At 72.4% G+C, this 17,993-nt stretch carries 16 protein-coding genes; 8 read left to right on the top strand and 8 right to left on the bottom strand.

Annotation, left to right across the window (positions count from 1 at the left end):
- Nucleotides 1-4: 4 nt before the first annotated feature.
- The gene (locus N542_RS0110715) at nt 5-973 is read right to left on the bottom strand and encodes a helix-turn-helix transcriptional regulator (RefSeq protein ID WP_231482592.1); all 969 of its coding nucleotides are present in this window, start codon (nt 971-973) and stop codon (nt 5-7) included.
- Here N542_RS0110715 and N542_RS0110720 point away from each other — a divergent pair, their 5' ends adjacent.
- A complete protein-coding gene (locus N542_RS0110720; RefSeq protein ID WP_028643911.1) occupies nt 974-1,537 on the top strand; it encodes a mycothiol transferase in 564 nt (187 codons plus the stop codon).
- Here the strand turns inward: N542_RS0110720 and N542_RS0110725 are convergent.
- Nucleotides 1,518-2,681 carry a PucR family transcriptional regulator gene (locus N542_RS0110725; protein ID WP_028643912.1) on the bottom strand — a complete coding sequence of 388 codons (1,164 nt, stop codon included), beginning with the start codon at nt 2,679-2,681 and terminating at the stop codon, nt 1,518-1,520. The genes N542_RS0110720 and N542_RS0110725 overlap by 20 nt on opposite strands.
- 91 nt (nt 2,682-2,772) lie before the next feature.
- Between N542_RS0110725 and N542_RS0110730 the strand changes: the two genes are divergently transcribed.
- Together N542_RS0110730 and N542_RS0110735 are read left to right on the top strand one after the other, a co-directional pair.
- Complete coding sequence (locus tag N542_RS0110730) at nt 2,773-3,888, top strand: ferredoxin reductase (RefSeq protein ID WP_028643913.1); 1,116 nt, start codon at nt 2,773-2,775, stop codon at nt 3,886-3,888.
- 43 nt (nt 3,889-3,931) lie between these two features.
- Complete coding sequence (locus N542_RS0110735; RefSeq protein ID WP_028643914.1) at nt 3,932-5,167, top strand: fatty acid desaturase family protein; 1,236 nt, start codon at nt 3,932-3,934, stop codon at nt 5,165-5,167.
- Nucleotides 5,168-5,263: 96 nt separating this feature from the next.
- On the opposite strand, the gene N542_RS0110740 is transcribed toward N542_RS0110735, so the two are convergent.
- The gene (locus N542_RS0110740) at nt 5,264-6,136 is read right to left on the bottom strand and encodes an aldo/keto reductase family oxidoreductase (RefSeq protein ID WP_028643915.1); all 873 of its coding nucleotides are present in this window, start codon (nt 6,134-6,136) and stop codon (nt 5,264-5,266) included.
- A 234-nt stretch (nt 6,137-6,370) separates the two neighbouring features.
- Here N542_RS0110740 and N542_RS0110745 point away from each other — a divergent pair, with 234 nt between their 5' ends.
- Both N542_RS0110745 and N542_RS0110750 read left to right on the top strand, forming a co-directional pair.
- On the top strand, nt 6,371-6,769 hold the full coding sequence (locus N542_RS0110745) for a hypothetical protein (protein ID WP_028643916.1): 399 nt from the start codon (nt 6,371-6,373) through the stop codon (nt 6,767-6,769).
- Nucleotides 6,770-6,808: 39 nt separating this feature from the next.
- Complete coding sequence (locus N542_RS0110750) at nt 6,809-8,980, top strand: DUF4185 domain-containing protein (protein WP_028643917.1); 2,172 nt, start codon at nt 6,809-6,811, stop codon at nt 8,978-8,980.
- Between the two features lie 7 nt (nt 8,981-8,987).
- On the opposite strand, the gene pgm is transcribed toward N542_RS0110750, so the two are convergent.
- Nucleotides 8,988-10,616: a phosphoglucomutase (alpha-D-glucose-1,6-bisphosphate-dependent) gene (gene pgm / locus N542_RS0110755; RefSeq protein WP_028643918.1), complete on the bottom strand. Its 1,629-nt coding sequence runs from the start codon at nt 10,614-10,616 to the stop codon at nt 8,988-8,990.
- Nucleotides 10,617-10,654: 38 nt separating this feature from the next.
- The gene (locus N542_RS26625; protein WP_051551605.1) at nt 10,655-10,996 is read right to left on the bottom strand and encodes a ClpX C4-type zinc finger protein; all 342 of its coding nucleotides are present in this window, start codon (nt 10,994-10,996) and stop codon (nt 10,655-10,657) included.
- 181 nt (nt 10,997-11,177) lie between these two features.
- Between N542_RS26625 and N542_RS24415 the strand changes: the two genes are divergently transcribed.
- The 3 genes from N542_RS24415 (at nt 11,178) to N542_RS26635 (ending at nt 15,504) form a co-directional block, all read left to right on the top strand.
- Entirely contained in the window at nt 11,178-11,855 is a 678-nt protein-coding gene (locus N542_RS24415) for a VC0807 family protein (RefSeq protein WP_051551606.1), read from the top strand.
- Nucleotides 11,856-11,883: 28 nt separating this feature from the next.
- Entirely contained in the window at nt 11,884-13,284 is a 1,401-nt protein-coding gene (locus N542_RS26630; RefSeq protein ID WP_028643919.1) for a hypothetical protein, read from the top strand.
- 981 nt (nt 13,285-14,265) lie between these two features.
- Nucleotides 14,266-15,504, top strand: a complete 1,239-nt coding sequence (locus N542_RS26635; protein WP_231482594.1) for an HNH endonuclease signature motif containing protein — start codon at nt 14,266-14,268, stop codon at nt 15,502-15,504.
- A gap of 60 nt (nt 15,505-15,564) precedes the next feature.
- On the opposite strand, the gene N542_RS0110780 is transcribed toward N542_RS26635, so the two are convergent.
- The 3 genes from N542_RS0110780 to N542_RS0110790 form a co-directional block, all read right to left on the bottom strand.
- Entirely contained in the window at nt 15,565-16,158 is a 594-nt protein-coding gene (locus tag N542_RS0110780; protein ID WP_028643921.1) for a hypothetical protein, read from the bottom strand.
- Between the two features lie 82 nt (nt 16,159-16,240).
- The gene (locus N542_RS0110785) at nt 16,241-17,179 is read right to left on the bottom strand and encodes an oxidoreductase (protein ID WP_028643922.1); all 939 of its coding nucleotides are present in this window, start codon (nt 17,177-17,179) and stop codon (nt 16,241-16,243) included.
- On the bottom strand, nt 17,176-17,991 hold the full coding sequence (locus N542_RS0110790; RefSeq protein WP_028643923.1) for a maleylpyruvate isomerase family mycothiol-dependent enzyme: 816 nt from the start codon (nt 17,989-17,991) through the stop codon (nt 17,176-17,178). Before N542_RS0110790 ends, N542_RS0110785 begins: the two co-directional genes overlap by 4 nt.
- Between the last annotated feature and the right edge of the window lie 2 nt (nt 17,992-17,993).

Below are 17,993 nucleotides of genomic sequence, written 5' to 3' on the forward strand. Positions count from 1 at the left end.
CTGACTAGATCGGCCCCGGCGCTCCGGGTGTCGCCGACCCGATCAGCCGCCGCCCGAGCTCCACGACGGCGGCCTGCACCTCGTCGCCGACCTCGACGGTGAACGGCACCGGCAGCCGGGCGAGCTGCCGGGCGTACCACTGCGGTTCATCGGTGGTCGCGACCATGCGGGTGCGGTGGTCCGGCAGCGCCTCGAGGCGCGCCAGGCTGCGCGGCACCCAGCGCGCCACCCAGTCCGGGGGAGCCTCGACGACGACCGCCACGTCGTACCGCCAGCCCTGGGAGAAGTGCTCCTCGACCGTTCCCATCGCGTCCAGGTCCACGGGCGGCGAGAAGGTCTCCGGCAGCGACTCTGTCGAGGCGATCCGGTCGACCCGGAGGACGCGCTGGGCGCTGCGGCTGCGCGACCAGCACAGGAGGTACCACTGGCTGTGCCGCAGCACGACGGCCCACGGCTCGACCTCCATGGTCGACGTGCGGTCGTCGAGCCGGTACGACAGACGCAGCGCCCGCGCGGCGGCGCAGGCCTCGAGGAGGCGTTCGAGGTGGTCGTGGCGGGTGGCGGCGCCGACGACCTCGGGCCGCGGGACCCGGCCGGCCAGGCCCTCGGGGAGCACCCGCAGGATCTTGGCCAGCGCGCCGCCGACGACGTCCGTCGCGTCCAGGGCGCCGCGGTGTCCCTCGAGGGTGGCCATCACCAGCCCGGCGGCCTCGGCGGAGGTGAACATCAGCGGCGGCAGCCGCAACCCGCGACCGACCCGGTACCCGCCGTACGGACCGCTCACCGACTCGATCGGCAGCTCGGCCTCCCGCAGGATCGCGACGTAGCGCCGTGCTGCCCGGCCGCTGACGCCGAGCGCGGTCCCGAGACGGTCCGCGGTGATGCCCGGGGCTGCCTGGATCAGCTCGAGCGCCTGAAGTGCTCGGGCGGTTGGGGAAGCAGATCGTCCGGGAATGCTCCTAGTCTGCCGCACATGACGGAGATCAACATCGGACAGGAGCCCCCGCTCGCCGGCACCGAGGTCGAGGCGCTCGTCGGCTCGCTGAACCGGCTGCGCGGCTACCTGCTGTGGAAGTGCGGCGGCCTCGACGCCGACGGCATCCGCGCCACGCTCGGCCCCTCCACGATCACGCTGGGCGGGCTGCTCAAGCACCTGGCGGTGGTGGAGGCCATCACCTTCTCCTTCAAGATGCACGGTCGAGCGCCGTTCGCGCCGTTCGACACCGCGGACTGGAGCGACGAGGACTGGCACTGGCGGGTCGAGGCGGACGACACCCCGCAGTCGCTCGAGCGGCTCTTCCGCGAGTCCGTGGCGCAGGGCCAGGCGCTGGTCGACGAGGCCCTCGCCGCCGGCGGTCCCGGTGGCCCGACCGAGGCGGCGAACGACGCGGGCGAGCACGCCAACGTGCGGCGGATGGTGCTCGACATGATCGAGGAGTACGGCCGCCACGTCGGTCACGCGGACCTGATCCGCGAGTCCGTGGACGGGCTGGTGGGCGAGGACCCGCCGGGGGAGCTCAGCCCAGCGCCACGGTGAGCGCCAGCACGGTCTCCGGGTCGTCGAGCCGGTCGCCGTACAGCTCGCGCAGCTGCCCCATCCGGTAGCGCACGGTCTGGGCGTGCACGAAGAGGTCCGCGGCGACGTCCTCGCGCCGGCCCTGGTGGAGCAGCCAGGAGCGCAACGTCTCGGTCAGCTTCTCCGCGGTGCCCGGGCGGAGGTCGGCGAGCGGCGCGAGCAGCTGGGTCCGCAGGTCGTCGCGGGCGGCCGGGTCGGCGCCGAGCACCAACGGGACCAGGTGGGTCTCGGTGTCGAGCTCGATGCCGAGGGCGCGAGCCCGCAGGGCGCGGTCGTACGACGCGCGCACCTCCAGCCACGGCCGGGCCGGGCCGGCCAGCGACCCGCGGTCGGCGAGCGTCCGGAGCAGCGCCGTACGCCGGTGGTCGTGCGCGTCCGGCACGAGCAGCAGCACGCTGTCGTCGAGGTCCGGTGCCTCGCTCGCCGCGATCGTCGAGGGGGCGACCGAGGCGAGCACGGGGCGCACCTGTGACTCGGGCACGATCACCGCGGTCAGCGTGCCCGGCGGCTCCCAGCCAGCGCGCTCCGCCGCGGCCAGCACGGTCTCGACGGGGGAGCCGGTGAGGAGGTGGTGCGCGATCCGCTCCAGGCGGCGCTGCCGCACCCGACCGGTCGTCGCGAGCTCGTCGGTGTGGCCGGCGACGCTCGCGGCCGACAGCTCGTCGATGTAGGCGAAGACCAGCTCCGCGAAGGCCACCAGGGTCTCGGCGTCCAGGCCGTTGCGCACGGCGGTCGTCGACATCTCGCGCCAGGAGACGCGGGCGCCGATCCGGTACGCCGCGAGCAGGGCCTCGGTCGTCCGGCCGCTGCGGGCCTCGCCGCGGCCGAGTTGGTAGGCGCCCTCCACGGCGGGTGCGGTCGGGGTCGACGTCCCCGCGCCCCGCCTGCCGCTCGCGAGGGAGAGGAACCCGCCGAGGGCGAGCTGCACGGCGTTGCGGATGGTCGCGCCCATCGGCCCGCTGAACGCGTCGGTGTAGCTCGGGACCTCGTCGATGATCGCGGCGACCACGTGCTCGGCCACGTCCGGCAGCTCGCCGCGCATCCGCTCGACGGCGAGCGGCGGGAGCCGGAGCCCGTGGTCAGCGGTGCGGCGTACGGTGGCCATGGCCCCTTTTTATCATCTGCGAACAAGTATGACGGAGATCTTCACGTCCTCCGGTCATGATCTTACGCGCGGAGCGCAGCACACTGGGTGCATGAGCATCACCCTTCCCTCTGCCACGACGCGGTCGACCCGCGGTCGCTCGCTGCGGGACAGCCTGCGCCGGGTCGCGGAGGCCGCGGTCACGCCCCTGGAGCTCAGCGACGTCCTCGACGTCTTCCACCCGCTGCGCCGCGGAGCCGACCTCCGCGCCCGGATCGTCGAGGTCCGCGCCGAGACCCACCAGTCGGCCACCATCGTGCTGCAGCCCGGCCGCGACTGGGCCGGCCACGTGCCCGGTCAGTACGTCCGCGTCGGCGTCGACGTCGACGGCGTCCGCCTGTGGCGCACCTACTCCCTGACCCACGGCCCGCGCGCCGACCGCCGCATCAGCATCACCGTCAAGGCGATCCCCGACGGCGTGGTGTCCAACTACCTGGTCCACCAGGCGCGCGCCGGCCAGATGATCCAGCTCGACCAGGCGCAGGGCGACTTCGTGCTTCCCCAGCCGATCCCGGGCAAGCTCCTGCTCGTCACCGCGGGCTCCGGCATCACGCCGGTGATCGGCATGCTCCGCAACCTCTTCTCGCGCGCGGAGCGACCGACGACCGACATCGTGCTCCTCCACTCGGCCCTCTCCCGGGCCGAGGTCATCTTCGGCAAGGAGCTCCGGCAGTACGACGCCGCCGGCTGGCTGCGGCTCGTGGAGATGCACACCGACACCCACGGACTGCTCGACGTCGACGACCTCGACACCATCGTCCCCGACCTGGCGGAGCGGACGGCGTACGCCTGCGGCCCGGCCGGCCTGCTCGACGCGCTCGAGGAGCACTACGTCGGGCGCGGCCTCGTCCTGACCACCGAGCGCTTCCGGCCGGTGACCGTCGTCGCCGGCGAGGGCGGCACGGTGACCTTCGCCAACGGCACGGTCGTCGAGGCCGACGGCGCCACCCCGATCCTCGACGCCGCCGAGAACGCCGGCGTCCTGATGCCCAGCGGCTGCCGGATGGGCATCTGCATGGGCTGCGTCGTCCCGATGAGGGAGGGCGCGGTGCGCGACCTGCGCAACGGCGCCCTCACCGTCGCGGTGCCCGGCGAGACCGGGCCCGGCGGCGTACGCATCCAGACCTGCATCAACGCGGCCGCCGGCCCGTGCCACCTCGACCACTGAGCCACGTCGACCACTGATCGACCGACCACCGAGAGGGAGTCCGATGACCACGATCACCAAGAAGCCCGTCAACCCCACCGCCCACCTCACCCCCGAGGACGTCGAGATGCTCGGCCTCGAGCTCGACGCGATCCGCCAGGACGTGCTCGACAGCCGGGGCGAGTCCGACGCGGCGTACATCCGCAACATCGTCACCGTGCAGCGCCGCCTCGAGCTGGCCTCCCGCGCGGTGCTCCTCGGGTCGGCGCTGCCGCCGCTGTGGGTGCTCGGGACGGTCGGCCTCTCGGTCGCCAAGATCCTGGAGAACATGGAGATCGGCCACAACGTCATGCACGGCCAGTGGGACTGGATGCGCGACCCCAAGATCCACTCGACGACGTGGGAGTGGGACAACGCCTCGACCGCCGAGGGCTGGAAGCACTCGCACAACGAGATCCACCACACGTACACGAACATCGTCGGCAAGGACAACGACCTCGGCTACGGCATCATGCGCGTCGACGAGGACCAGCGCTGGCACCCGATGTACCTTGCGCAGCCGCTGTGGAACTTCATCAACGCCTGCTTCTTCGAGTACGGCATCGCGGCGTACGACCTCGAGCTCGGCAAGAACCTGTCGATCCCGAAGGAGAAGCGCAGCGAGACCTTCAAGAGCAACGCGAAGAAGACGCTGGCCAAGATCCGCAAGCAGGCGACCAAGGACTACGTCGTCAACCCGGCGCTCGCGATCCCGTTCGGTGGGTTCCTGCCGACCCTGGCCGCCAACTTCACCGCCAACCTGGCGCGCAACATCTGGTCGCACTCGGTGATCATGTGCGGTCACTTCCCCGAGGGCGTCGAGACCTTCGAGCGGAAGTCGATCCCGGACAACGAGACCCGCGGCGAGTGGTACCTGCGCCAGATGCTCGGCTCCGCGAACATCTCGGGCTCGAAGGCCATGCACCTGATGAGCGGCAACCTGTCGCACCAGATCGAGCACCACCTCTTCCCCGACCTGCCGTCCAACCGGTACGCCGAGGTCGCGCCCAAGGTGAAGGCGCTCTTCGACAAGTACGACCTCAACTACCACGAGGCGCCGCTGCCCCAGCAGGTCTACTCGGCCTGGCACAAGGTCGTCCGGCTCTCGCTGCCCAACGGCTGGCTGGCGACCACCAACGTCAAGAACCTGCCGCAGCAGTCCAAGCTGCTGTGGGCGATGACCACCAAGGGCCCCAAGGTCCGTCGGGCCGCCACCGCTCGCCTGCAGCAGCAGGCGCGGCGGATGACGACGGCGGCGTAGGGGCCTCTCGGGGATACCCGGTTAACCGGGTATCCCTGAACTTCTCGGGCACTGCAGTGCCCGAGAAGTTCAGGAAGTGCCCGAGGAGTACGCCGTTCAGCGGCCGATCGCGTCCAGCTCCGCGACGTCCTCGGCCGACAGCGTGAGCCCGGCGCCGGCGACGTTCTCGCGCAGGTGCGCGACCGACGACGTGCCGGGGATGAGCAGGATGTTGGGCGAGCGCTGCAGCAGCCACGACAGCGCCACGGCCATCGGGGTGGTCTCCAGCCGCGCCGCGACCGCCGACAGCGCCGAGGACTGCAGCGGGGTGAAGCCGCCGAGCGGGAAGTACGGGACGTACGCGATCCCCTGCTCCGCCAGGGCGTCGACCAGCTCGTCGTCCTCGCGGCGCGCGACGTTGTACATGTTCTGCACGCACACCACCGGCGCGATCCCCTGCGCTTCGCGGACCTGCTCGGCGCTGGCGGTGGAGATGCCGAGGTGGCGGATCAGGCCCTCCTGCTGCATCGCCGCCAGGGCCTCGAAGCCCTCGGCGATCGAGCCCTCCTCGGGGCGGTCGAGGCCGCCGACGCGGAAGTTCACGACGTCGAGCACGTCGACGCCCAGGTTGTCCAGGTTGTCGTGCACCGCCTGCCGCAGCTCGTGGGGCGCCCGCGCGTGCGGCCAGCCGCCCTCGGCGTCGCGCCGGGCGCCGACCTTGGTGACGATGGTGAGCGAGTCGGCGTACGGGTGGAGCGCCTCCTTGATGATCCGGTTGGTGACGTGGGGGCCGTAGAAGTCGCTGGTGTCGATATGGGTGATCCCCAGCTCCACCGCCGTGCGCAGCACGGCGAGCGCGCCCTCGTGGTCGGCCGGCGGCCCGAAGACTCCGGGGCCGGCGAGCTGCATGGCGCCGTACCCGACCCGGGTGACCGTCAGGTCGCCCATCGTCCAGGTGCCGCCGGGGAGTGAGTTGGTCGAAGTGGTCATGACTCCATCCTGCGTCGCGACCGCGCCGACACCCAGCCCCCGCTGATCCTGGGACCAGCAGGGACAGGACCGGCAGGCCGGTCCGGAGTCGCGCGGTCCGGATCCGTCACCCCAGGTCGGCGACCGCGAGCCGGCCCGGTCCGCGCTGCCGCTGCCGTCGACAGGTCCGGCGGGTACGGCGGGTCCGGCGGGTCCGGCGCCGCGACCGGACGAGACTCCCGGCATGCTGGAGGCATGAGGTTCACGGAGGCGGAGCTGACCGCCGCGCTCACCGGCGCGGCCAAGAGCGTCCTGGCGGCGCAGGACAAGTCCGTGCGCAAGGGCAGGCGCAGCGTCGACGAGGCGTGGACGGCGCTCACCCAGTTCGAGCGGTTCCAGCTCCTCGACGGCCTGGGCGACCAGGTGCTCCCGGCGCTCGTCGGGCTCCCCGACGTCGAGGTCGAGACCGGCACCCGCCCCACCTTCACGGACGCGCAGGTCACCGCGGCGGTCGAGGAGCGGATCGGTGACGACGTCGGTCGCGTACGACGAGCCGTGCTGCTCAAGACGCGCGTCACGCTGGTCAAGATCGCGCTCACGCACGTGCCGCCGCGCAGCGACCCCGATGCACTGACGGTGCCCGACCACCTCTGAGACACTCAGCCCGACGCATCAGCTGCCGAACGGGGTGACGTGGCATCGAAGCAGTGGACCCGTCGGTGGACGGTCCTCGCCTGCCTGGTCGTCGTCGCCGTCCAGGCGGTCGCGCTGGCCACGCTCACCCTGCGCGACCAGGCCGGTACGCCGCACCGGGTCCCGCTGGTGATCTCCGCGCCGGCGGTCGTCGCGATGTCGCTCTCCGACGACGTGGGGGCGATGCCGGGTGCGCCCTTCGACGCCACCTGGACCGATGACGACGCCGAGGCCCGCGCGGCCGTCCGGGACGGCCGGGCCGTGGTCGCCGTCCTGGTGGACCTGCGCAACACCCAGGACGTCGTGCTCGTCAACGCCCGGGCGGACCGTGACCTCAACGCCGCGGTGATCGACAGCCTCACCGCGGTCGCCGACGCCCGCAACCGCACCATCGTGGTCCGCGAGCTGGCGAGGCACGACTCCGACGGCGCCGCCGGCCGGGTCCGGCTCTTCGTCCTGCTGACCGGGCTCCTGGGGTTCGGGTTCGTGCTCGTCGTGTCGCTGGTCCGCGGACCGGTCGCGAGGTCTGCTCGCCTCGGCGTCCTGCGGGTCGTCGGCCTCGGCGTCACCGCCCTCGCCGGCGCGGGGCTGCTCCAGCTGCTGCCGGCGACCCGGCTGCCCGGCCACGACCTGGCCCTGATCGGTCTCGGCGCCCTGTACGCCTTCACGCTCGGCTGTCTCACCCTCGCCGTCGAGGCCCTGGCCGGGCTCGTCGGGCTGGCGGCCGCGGCGGCGGCGTACTTCGTCCTCTCCACCCCGCTGCTGTCCGGCACCAGCCACTACCTGCTCCCGCCACCGTGGCCCACGCTGACGCCGTGGCTGCCCACCGGCGCGGCGCAGGACGCGCTGGGCTCCGTCGCGTACTTCGATCCCTCCGAGGCTCTCCGACCGACGCTCGTGCTCGCCGGCGCCGGACTGCTCGCGATCCTCGCGCTGGTGCTCGCCCGGCGGCTTCGCCACCGCTCCGGCGACACCGCCGGTGGCTCGGTGCTGGCCGCACCGGCGATGCCGGTGCGCCACTGGCGGCTGTGGGTGCTCGGCTCGGTGCTGCCGCTGGCGGTGGTGCTGGGCCTGGTGATCGCCTTCGTGCCCTCGGACGTGGTCGCCGCACCGCTGCTGCCGAGCGTGGCGACCCAGACGTCGTGCGTCGACAACGGGGCCAGGCCCACCAACGTCGAGGAGCTCAACCACCAGATCACCACGATGCAGAGCAGTCCGGCCTTCCAGGGCGGCGACGTCGGCGCCGACGTCCAGCTCGGTGACGGCCGGTTCCTGGTGGTCTTCGGAGACACGCTGCGCTCCGCCGACTTCGACGGCCCGACGTTCGCGCGCAACTCCATGATGCTGTGGGGCGAGGAGTGCGTCTCGGTGGTCCTGCCCCCGTCGCACGGCGCGCTGATCCCGGATCGCGGCGACGGGGTCGGCTACTGGCCGATGTCCACCGCGGTCGCACATCGTCCCGGCTACGACCTGGTGCTCGTCTCGACCCAGCGGGTCAAGGCCACCGGCGCGGGCTCCTTCGACTTCGCCAACCTCGGCCCGGCCCTGGCGGTCTTCGTCGTGCCCGAGGGCGAGACCCCGCAGCTGATCGCCACCAGGAGCGTCGGGCCAGACGACGCCGACCGGAGCCGTCCGGAGTGGGGCGCCGCGATGACCGTCGACCGCGACTGGCTCTATCTCTACGGCACCGCGCACCCGGAGAAGAAGGGCGTCTTCGGGTTCTCGCTGCAGGTGGCGCGGGTGCGCCCCGACGACGTGCTCGAGCCGGGCAGGTGGCGCTACTGGGACGGGTCCCGCTGGCAGCGTCGACCGGGCCGGGCCGCCACCCTGGTGCCCGCCGTGGGTGGGGTGTCGCAGACGCTGAGCGTCTTCCACCGCGGCAAGCGCTGGTACGCCCTGAGCAAGCAGGACGGCGACCTCGGCGACCAGATGGTCTTCTGGACCGCGCCCGGCCCGACCGGGCCCTTCACGCCGACCGACCCCGTCGCGGCGCTCCCTGCCGACCCGGACACCGGAGCCGTGACCTACATGCCGCTGGCACACCCGCAGATCTTCCCGGACGACGCGACGATGGTGACGTCGTACAGCAACAACAACATCGACGCGCAGAAGATCAAGGACGACCCGACCCTCTACCGCCCGACGTTCCTGCGGGTCCCGCTGCCCGACTGAGCGCCCGTCAGCCCAGGGCGGCGTCGACCACCGACCGGGCCTCCTCCTGCACCTGCGCGAGGTGCTCGGGTCCGCGGAACGACTCGGCGTAGATCTTGTAGACGTCCTCGGTGCCGGAGGGCCGCGCGGCGAACCACGCCGACTCCGTGGTCACCTTCAGGCCGCCGATCCTCGCGCCGTTGCCCGGCGCCGACGTCAGCTTGGCGGTGATCTCCTCTTCGGCCAGCGACGTGGCGGTCACCGCCTCCGCGGAGAGCGCACCGAGCGCGGCCTTCTGCTCGCGGGTCGCGGCGGCGTCCACGCGGGCGTACGCCGGGTCACCGTGCTGGGCGACGAGGTCGGCGTAGTGGGCGCTCGGCGACCTCCCGGTGGTGGCCAGGATCTCGGAGGCCAGCAGCGCCAGGATGATGCCGTCCTTGTCGGTCGTCCAGACCGAGCCGTCGGTGCGCAGGAAGGAGGCCCCGGCCGACTCCTCGCCACCGAAGCCGAACGACCCGTCGATCAGCCCCGGCACGAACCACTTGAAGCCGACCGGCACCTCCACCAGCTCGCGCCCGATCGACGCCGCGACCTTGTCGATCATCGAGGACGACACCAGGGTCTTCCCGATCCGCGCGCCCGCCGGCCAGCCCGGTCGCGCCCCGCCGAAGAGGTAGCCGATCGCGACCGCGAGGAAGTGGTTGGGGTTCATCAGCCCGGCGTCCGGCGTGACGATGCCGTGCCGGTCGGAGTCGGCGTCGTTGCCGGTCGCGATGTCGTACCGGTCCTTCTGGGCGATCAGCGACGCCATCGCGGAGGGCGACGAGCAGTCCATCCGGATCTTGCCGTCCCAGTCGAGCGTCATGAAGCGCCAGGTCGGGTCGACCAGGGGGTTCACGACGGTGAGGTCGATCCCGTGCCGCTCGGCGATCGCGCCCCAGTAGTCGACCGACGCCCCGCCCAGCGGGTCGGCCCCGATCCGGATCCCGGCCCGCTTGATGGCGGCCAGGTCGACGACGTGGGGCAGGTCGTCGACGTAGGTGCCCAGGAAGTCGTACGGCGAGGCCGCGGCCCGCGCCCGTGCGAACGGCACCCGCCTGACCTCCGCCAGCCCGCCCCGGATCAGCTCGTTGGCGCGGCTCGCGATCACCGACGTGGCGTCGGAGTCGGCCGGACCGCCGTGCGGCGGGTTGTACTTGAAGCCGCCGTCGTACGGCGGGTTGTGCGAGGGGGTCACGACGATCCCGTCGGCGGTGCCGCCGCCCCGGTTGGCGCGGATGATCGCGTGCGAGACCGCGGGCGTCGGCGTGTAGCGGTCGTCGGCGTCGACCAGCACGGTCACGTCGTTGGCGGCCAGCACCTCGAGGGCCGTGGCCCAGGCGGGCTCGGAGAGGCCGTGGGTGTCGCGTCCGATGAAGAGCGGCCCGTCGTACCCCTGCTCGCGCCGGTAGTCGACGATCGCCTGGGTCGTGGCCAGGATGTGGGTCTCGTTGAACGCCGTACGCAGCGAGGAGCCACGGTGCCCGCTGGTGCCGAACGCGACCTGCTGGTCGACGTCGTCCGGATCGGGGACGCCGGTGTAGTACGACGTCACCAGGTGCGCGACGTCGACGAGGTCGGCGGGCTGCGCGGGCTGTCCTGCACGAGGGTCGCTCATGACGCCATCATGCCCCGGTCGGGGTCGGGCACGCCGTCCTAGGAGAAGCGGTCCAGGGCATCTTGCCGCGGGATCCCGAGCGCCTGCGCGACGGCGGTCCAGGAGCCGCCGCGCGAGCGGGCCAGGGCGACCCACTCGGCCAGGAAGTCCTCGGCCTGGAAACCGGTCTGGGCGATCGCCCACAGCTGCCCGAGGACCTCGGCATCGCTCATCGCCTCCCACGGTGGCGCCTTCGGGAGGCGCTCGCCGAGCACGGTCTCGTGGAAGTGCTGGACGCAGGGGCCGCAGATGAAGGCGCCGAGCCCGCCGAAGAGTGGGGTCTCGTGCCGGCCGGGGTCGCCGCAGAACGAGCAGAACTTCTTCGTGGAATCGAGGTCCATCAGGCTCCTGTTGTCGACTCCCGAGATGGTGGGCCCCCGCCCGATCGGAGGAAGACTACGAGGCTGCTGCTCAGGTCGTCCTGGACCTGGCCGATCGGAGGGATACCCGACCCGCGCGGTCGCAAACCGAAACGTCGTTGACATGGCAATCACAGATTCGACCCGTACAGTCGCCCTGACCATGACCTCCACCACCACTGAGCCCGAGACCACGTCGGTCGAGCGGCACTGTCCCCGGCTCGGTGCGGTCGTGCGCCGCGTGGCACTCAGCCTGGTGATCGCGTGCGTGATCCCTGCGACGCTCTTCTACGTGTGCTTCCGGGCGTACGGCGTGTGGACCGCGATCATCGTCGCGCTCTGCTGGTCGTACGGCGCGATCGCCTGGCGGGCGCTGACCGGCCGGCGTACGTCGGGCCTGCTGCTGCTGACCGCCCTGCTGATCACGGCCCGGACGGTGATCTCGCTGGCCGCGGGCAGCACCTTCCTCTACTTCCTGCAGCCGATCATCAGCGACGCGGTCGTGGGCACGGCGTTCCTGGCCTCGTTGGCCACCGCCCGCCCGATGGTGGCCCGGCTGGCCGGCGACTTCTACCCCATGGACGACGAGCTCCATCTCCGGCCGCGGATCCAGCGGCTCTTCCGCAACCTGACGGTGCTCTGGGCGGGGCTCTGCCTGGTCAAGGCCGGCCTCACGCTCTGGCTGCTGCAGTCGACGTCGCTGGAGACGTTCGTGCTGGTCAAGAGCGTCTCGGCGCTGAGCATCAACATGCTCGCGGCCGGCGCGACGATCGGTCTCGCCGTGCTGGTCGCCCGCAAGGAGGGCCTGCTGCCGGGCGCTCCGGCGCTCGCGTCCGCCTGACGCTCGCAGCGCCTAGGATCCCCGCGACATGAGGTTCGCGCGCACGATCGTCCTGCTGGGCGTGGGTCTCCTCTGGTACTGGTGCGGCCCCCTCGTGCTGCTCGTCGCCGCGCTGTCGCTGCTGTCGTGGCAGGTCCGCGCCTGGCTGCGGCCGACGCGTCGCGTGGTCGCGATCTGGGCGGCCGTGGTGGTCCTGCTGGCCGGGCTGGCCGTCGTCGTCCCGGACGGCTGGGTGCCGATCCCGCCCGGACCGGGTCGGTGGGTGACCCCGTCGTACGTCGGTCGCCCGGCCGTCGCCGCACCGGTGCAGGGGCCCGTCGGTGAGTCGCCGACGGTCGCGACCAGGTCGTACGGCGTCTCCGACTGCCACCGCGTCCTGGTCGCGGGCAAGCGGCTGGTGCTGCTCTGCGGGGGCGACCGGCCGCGGCTGCGGCTGATCGACCCCGACGACCTGCGACAGGTCCGCTCCGCCGACCTGCCCGGAGCCGGCTGTCCGGGGCAGGCGATCGTCGTCGGCGGGAAGATCGTGGCCGCCAGCGGCCGGCGGATCCTGAAGATCGGCGTCCCGGACCTCGTGGTCGAGTCGTCGGTCGACCTCTCCGGTCGCCTCGCCTCCGGTGACTGCGTGACCGGGCTCGGTGCGGACGGCGGGTCGGTCTGGTTCGCCTCGCGCGACGGTGTCGTGGGGCTGGTGGACGACCGGGTCCGCACGCTCGCCTTGGACGACACCGTCGATCGGCCGGTGACGGTGGCGGACGGCGGTGCCTACGTCGCCGGTGCCGCCGGGCTCTCGCGGGTGGAGGTGGGCGCCGGTGGCCTCGAGGTCGCCTGGACCTCGCCGTACGACGACGGTGGCTCGCGGGGCAGCGCGCCGGTCGCCCTGCCCGGCGGGCTGGTCGCGGTGGCCGACAACCGGGACCCGCGGCTCCAGGTGGTCGTCCACCGGGCCGACTCCGGCGACGTGGTCTGCCGAGCCGAGGTCTTCGGCGACGACGAGGGCGCGACCGACGGGGGCCTGGTCGCGGCCGGCACCGGGGTCCTCGTGCAGAACTCCCACGGCTACGGCGGTGTCCGATCCACGGTCCTGGGCCGTACGACGAGCCGCGGCATCGCTCGCGTCGACGTGCTCGCCGGCCGGTGCCGCGTCACCTGGACCACGGACATGGACGCCCCGAGCGGCGCCCCCGCGGTCTCCACCGACGACGGGCTGGTCTACGCCTGGACCAAGCGGCACAGCTGGCTCGGCGTCGATGCGTGGTACCTCACCGCCCTCCATCTCCGCACCGGCCGCCTCGCCTGGGCCCGCCGCGCCGGCCTCAACCTGCTCGTCGACAACCACGGTGGAGCGATCACCCTCGGGCCCGGCCTGGCGGCCTACGTCCCCGTCCTCGGTGGCCTCGTCCGCGTCCGCGACCGGGTGCCCGGCTGAGTGCTGGTGCCGGAGCGAAGGCGGGTTGATGAGCGCGGCCTGTGGTCGGTTCGTTCGCCGACAGGCTGGCCAGGCCGGGTACGGCGCGCGGTGGGTCCCGGTGGTTGAGGTGTGAGGGCCGCCAGGCCCGAGCCTCGAAACCCCCGCAGCGCAGGCAGGGCAACGAGCGCGGTCTGCGGGTCCGCTCGGGTCGTTCGCTGACAGGCTGGCTACGCGGGTACGGCGAGCGGTGGGTCCCGGTGGTTGAGGTGTGAGGCGCGCCAGCGCCGAGCCTCGAAACCCCCGCAGCGAAGGAGCGGCGATGAGCGCGGCCTGCGGGTGTGCTCGGGTCGTCCGCCGACAGACTGGCTACACCGGGTACGACGAGCGATGGCTCCCGATGGTTGAGGTGCGAGGCGCGCCAGCGCCGAGCCTCGAAACCCCCGCAGCGTAGGAGCGGCGATGAGGGCGGCATGCGGGTGTGCTCGGGTCGTCCGCCGACGGGCTGGCTACGCCGGGTACGGCGAGCGATGGGTTCCGGTGGTTGAGGTGTGAGGCGCGCCAGCGCCGAGCCTCGAAACCTCTGCAGCGTAGGCAGGGCAGCGAGCACGGCCCGGCCCGCTCCGGCGGGGTGGTTTCGAGGCTCGGGCCTAGCGGCCCTCACACCTCAACCACCGAGTCGTCTCTGGGTGGGTGGTTTCGAGGCTCGGGCCTGGCGGCCCTCGCACCTCAACCACCGAGTCGTCTCTGGGTGGGTGGTTTCGGGGCTCGGGCCTGGCGGCCCTCGCACCTCAACCACCGGTTCGGGCCTGGGGGCCCTCGCACCTCAACCACCGAGGTTCTCGGGACCATCGGGCGACCCACATCCACCCGCGGCGGTGTCGAGGAGCTGTCGTGGGCCACTTTCCGTTCACAGCACCGCTGGCGACACCGCGCTCCACAGTCCCACGGAGCTCGGATGCGAATGTCGGCTGTTCGAGGTTGGCTAGAACCATGACGGCGATGACCACCCCCCACCACCAGGTGGTGGAAGCGACCGCGCGGATGCGCGGGATCGCTGACGCCCTGGTGGAGGCGTCGGTGTGGTCGATGAGCGCTCCGGAAGCGGCGTCGACGCTGCTGGAACTGGGCCGCCTGAAGGCTCAGGTGATCGAGCTCGAAGCCCGGGTCGCTGCGCGTGCCGATGAGGTCGAGGTGGGCACGGAGGTGGGAGCCACGAGCACGTCGAACTGGCTCGCGCACCGGACCAGGCAGACCCGGTCGGCAGCGGCGCGCACGGTCCACCTCGGCCACGACCTGGCCACCTACGAACTGGTCCGGACCTCACTCGCCCGCGGCGACCTCCGTCCCGAGCAGGCCGACGTGATCATCCGGTCGGTCAAGGCACTCCCGGCCGGCCTGGACCCGGAGCTCCTGATCAAGGCCGAGGAGCACCTCGTCGCCGCCGCGGAAGAGCACGACGCGAAGCGCCTCACCATCCTCGGACGCCGGCTGCTGGAGGTCATCGCCCCCGAGCTCGCCGACCAGCACGAGTCCGACCTCCTCGAACGTGAAGAAGCCAAGGCCGCCCAGGCCTGTCGGCTCACGATGAGCGACGACGGCCACGGCAAGGTCCACGGACGCTTCACGTTGCCCGCGTTGCAGGCAGCCGAGTTGAAGAAGATGCTCCTCGGGCTCGCCGCGCCCAAGCACCTCGCCGCCACCCACGGGCCCGGGATGGAGAGGCGGTCGGGTCCGGAGCGGATGGGCAGAGCGTTCTGCGAGCTCATCGAGCGGATCAGCGCGAAAGAGCTCCCGCAGGTCGGCGGCAGGGACGCGACCATCGTGGTCACCATCGACCACGACACCCTCCTCGGTCGGCTGGACAAGGCCGGGGTCCTCGACACCGGCGAGCGCATCAGCCCAGCCGCAGCCAGAAGACTCGCGTGCACCGCGAAGATCATTCCGGCCGTCCTCGGCGCCGACTCGCAGGTCCTCGACGTCGGAAGGGCACGCAGGTTCTTCACCAAGGCCCAGCTCACCGCCATGAGCCTCCGCGACGGCGGCTGCGTGACCGAGGGCTGCGACTGGCCACCGTGGATGTGCCACGCCCACCACTGGACCAGATGGACCGACGGAGGCGCCTCCGACCTCGACAACGCCGGACTCCTCTGCCCAAGACACCACGCCCGAGCCCACGACCCGACGTACGAGATGGCAAAGCACCACAACGGGAAGGTCAGCTTCACCCGACGCCAATAGCCAACGATCTGACCAGTCGTCTCGAGGTGACCGCTGATCCAGACGCGACCCGGAATGCCTTCAACCGTCTTGCCGCCTCCGTGTCTGGTCCTGGCGTCGGCGCCGCCGGACCTCGGCGCGCGCGATGACGAAGGCGAGCACCACGGTCCAGACGTAGTGGGCGATCTCGAGCGCGCGTTGGACCCAGCCGGGTGGCGACCACGACGGCAGGTCGGGGCGCGGGAGCGACGGCAGGTCGGGGAGGGGCAGGGCGGGCAGGTCGAGGGAGAGAGCGAACCGCGCAAGCAGCGACGTCAGCACGATCGGGATGACGACCCGTGCGGCGCCGGCGAGCGTCTGGATCGCGGAGTACCGCTCGGGGTGGGCGCGGAGCTTCTCCTCGTACGCCGCCGCGGGGGAGCCGGGATCGGGCACCAGGTCGAGCCCGTCCGTCTCGTTGAGGAGCGTCGCGCGCTGCGGCCCGCCCAGCGTGCCGAAGCGGAGCCTGACCTTGCCCGCGGCGGACGTGAGCCCGACCTTCTCGCTCCGCGACGTCCGCTCGGTGACCAGTGCGTCGTCGACGTACCAGCGCAGCAGGCGCGACGATCCCAGGTCCGCCTCGATCCGGTGCTCGTGCCCGTCGACGCCGAGCCGCCAGACCTGGGTGCGTGTCACTTTGCGATCGTCGCCGCCGCGGTGGCCGGGCACATCGGCCCCAGGGTCAGGCCCGGGCCGACTTTGGTCGCGGCCGCCGGCGTCAGGGGTAGGTGATGCCGGTGGTCGTCTCGCTGATCTCCCACAGTCGGCGCTGGGCGTGCTCGTCGTACGACAGCTTGTTGCTCGTGACCACCCGCGGCCGCCCGAAGAACTCGGCGATCCCGTCGGGGCCGACGTACGTCGCGCCGGGCAGGTCGGCCGTGGCCGCCATCAGGGTCGACCAGGCGCCCCACTCGGCGGTGTTGGGCGAGACCAGCTTGATCGCGCCGTCGAGGATCGACGCCCTGCCGCCACTGGCACGACCGTACTGACCGTTGGCGGCCAGGTGGGTCGAGGCGAAGCCCGGGTGGGCGGCGAGCGCGCGCACCGGCAGCTCGGCCGCGCGCAGCCGCCGGTCGAGCTCGTAGGCGAAGAGCAGGTTGGCCAGCTTGGACTGCCCGTACGTCGGCCACGGCTGGTAGCGACCGCTCTGCACCATCGGGTCGCCGAGCGGTGCGGAGCGCGCGACCCGATGCATCTGCGAGGAGACCGAGACGACCCGGCCGTCCTCGGACGCCACGAGCTGGGGGAGCAGCAGACCGGTGAGCAGGAACGGCCCGAAGTGGTTGGTGCCGAGCTGGAGCTCGAGGCCGTCGGCGGTGCGCTGGTACGACGTGCCCATGACCCCGGCGTTGTTGACCAGCACGTCGATCGGCCCCAGGCCGGCCACGGCTGCGGCCGCGCGGCGCACGGAGGACAGGTCCGCGAGGTCGAGCTCGACGGTCTCCAGCAGCGCCGTCGAGACCTCGGTGCGGATCGCCCGCTCGCTCTCGGACAGTCGCTCCGGCGAGCGTCCGGTGATGATGACCCGCGCGCCTCGCCGGGCCAGCTCGAGCGCGGTGTGGTGGCCGAGCCCGCCGACGGTCGTGCCGGTGACCAGGACCGTGCGGCCGGCCTGGTCCGGGATGTCGGCCGGGTCCCAGCGATCGGGCCGGGTCACGGGGTGGTCGCCATGGACGCGATGATGCGGTCGGCGAGCTCGTCGTCACCGGAGACGGCGTACGTCCCGGGCTCCGGCTGGCACCGGCCCCCGGCGAGCCGGATGAAGGCCTCGCGGTCCATCCGGAGGGTGACCGTGGCGTCGGTCGGCAGCGAAGCGAGCCGTTCGCCGCGGCGGATGTCGTTGACGCAGAAGGCGAAGGGGTCGCTGCCCTCGAGCTCAAGCACGGCCGTCGTGCCCGGCTCGGCCCCGGCCCGCTTCGCCAGCACGAAGCCGAAGCTCTCGGCGAGGTAGTCGGCGGTGTGCCGGGCGGCGGCCGAGTCCATCCCGCCGGGGCGGTCGACCGCGCGGCGGATGTCCTGCTCGTGCATCCACACGTCGAGCGGCCGGTTGCGCAGCAGCGTGCCCCAGTCCCACGGCACCCCGCCGAAGATCGGCTCGGGCCTGGCGGCGGCGTCGGTCGGCGGGTCGGCGAGCAGCGCGGTGTGCCGCGCGGTGGCCGCGGCGCGGATCTCGTTGATGATCGCGTCGGGGGTGGCGTCGCGGCGGGTGACGACCCCGATCTCGGTGTAGAGCCCCATGAAGCCGCTGACGTGCGGCGGCTCGCCGACGTCAGCGGTCTCCTCGGGGCCACCGGCGAGGATGCCCTCGAGGTGCGCGATGTGCGAGGCCACGGCCCGGACGTCCCAGCCGGGCAGGTCGGTCGGGGTCGCCCACTCCTCGGCGGACAGCTCCTCGAGCAGGTCGAGGAAGTCGTTGATCGCCTGCCACCAGACGTCGACGTACGCGCTGAGCAGCTCCTGGTCCGTCATGC

Origin of the sequence: Nocardioides sp. URHA0020 (assembly GCF_000620705.1) — a bacterium.
GTDB lineage: Bacteria > Actinomycetota > Actinomycetes > Propionibacteriales > Nocardioidaceae > Nocardioides.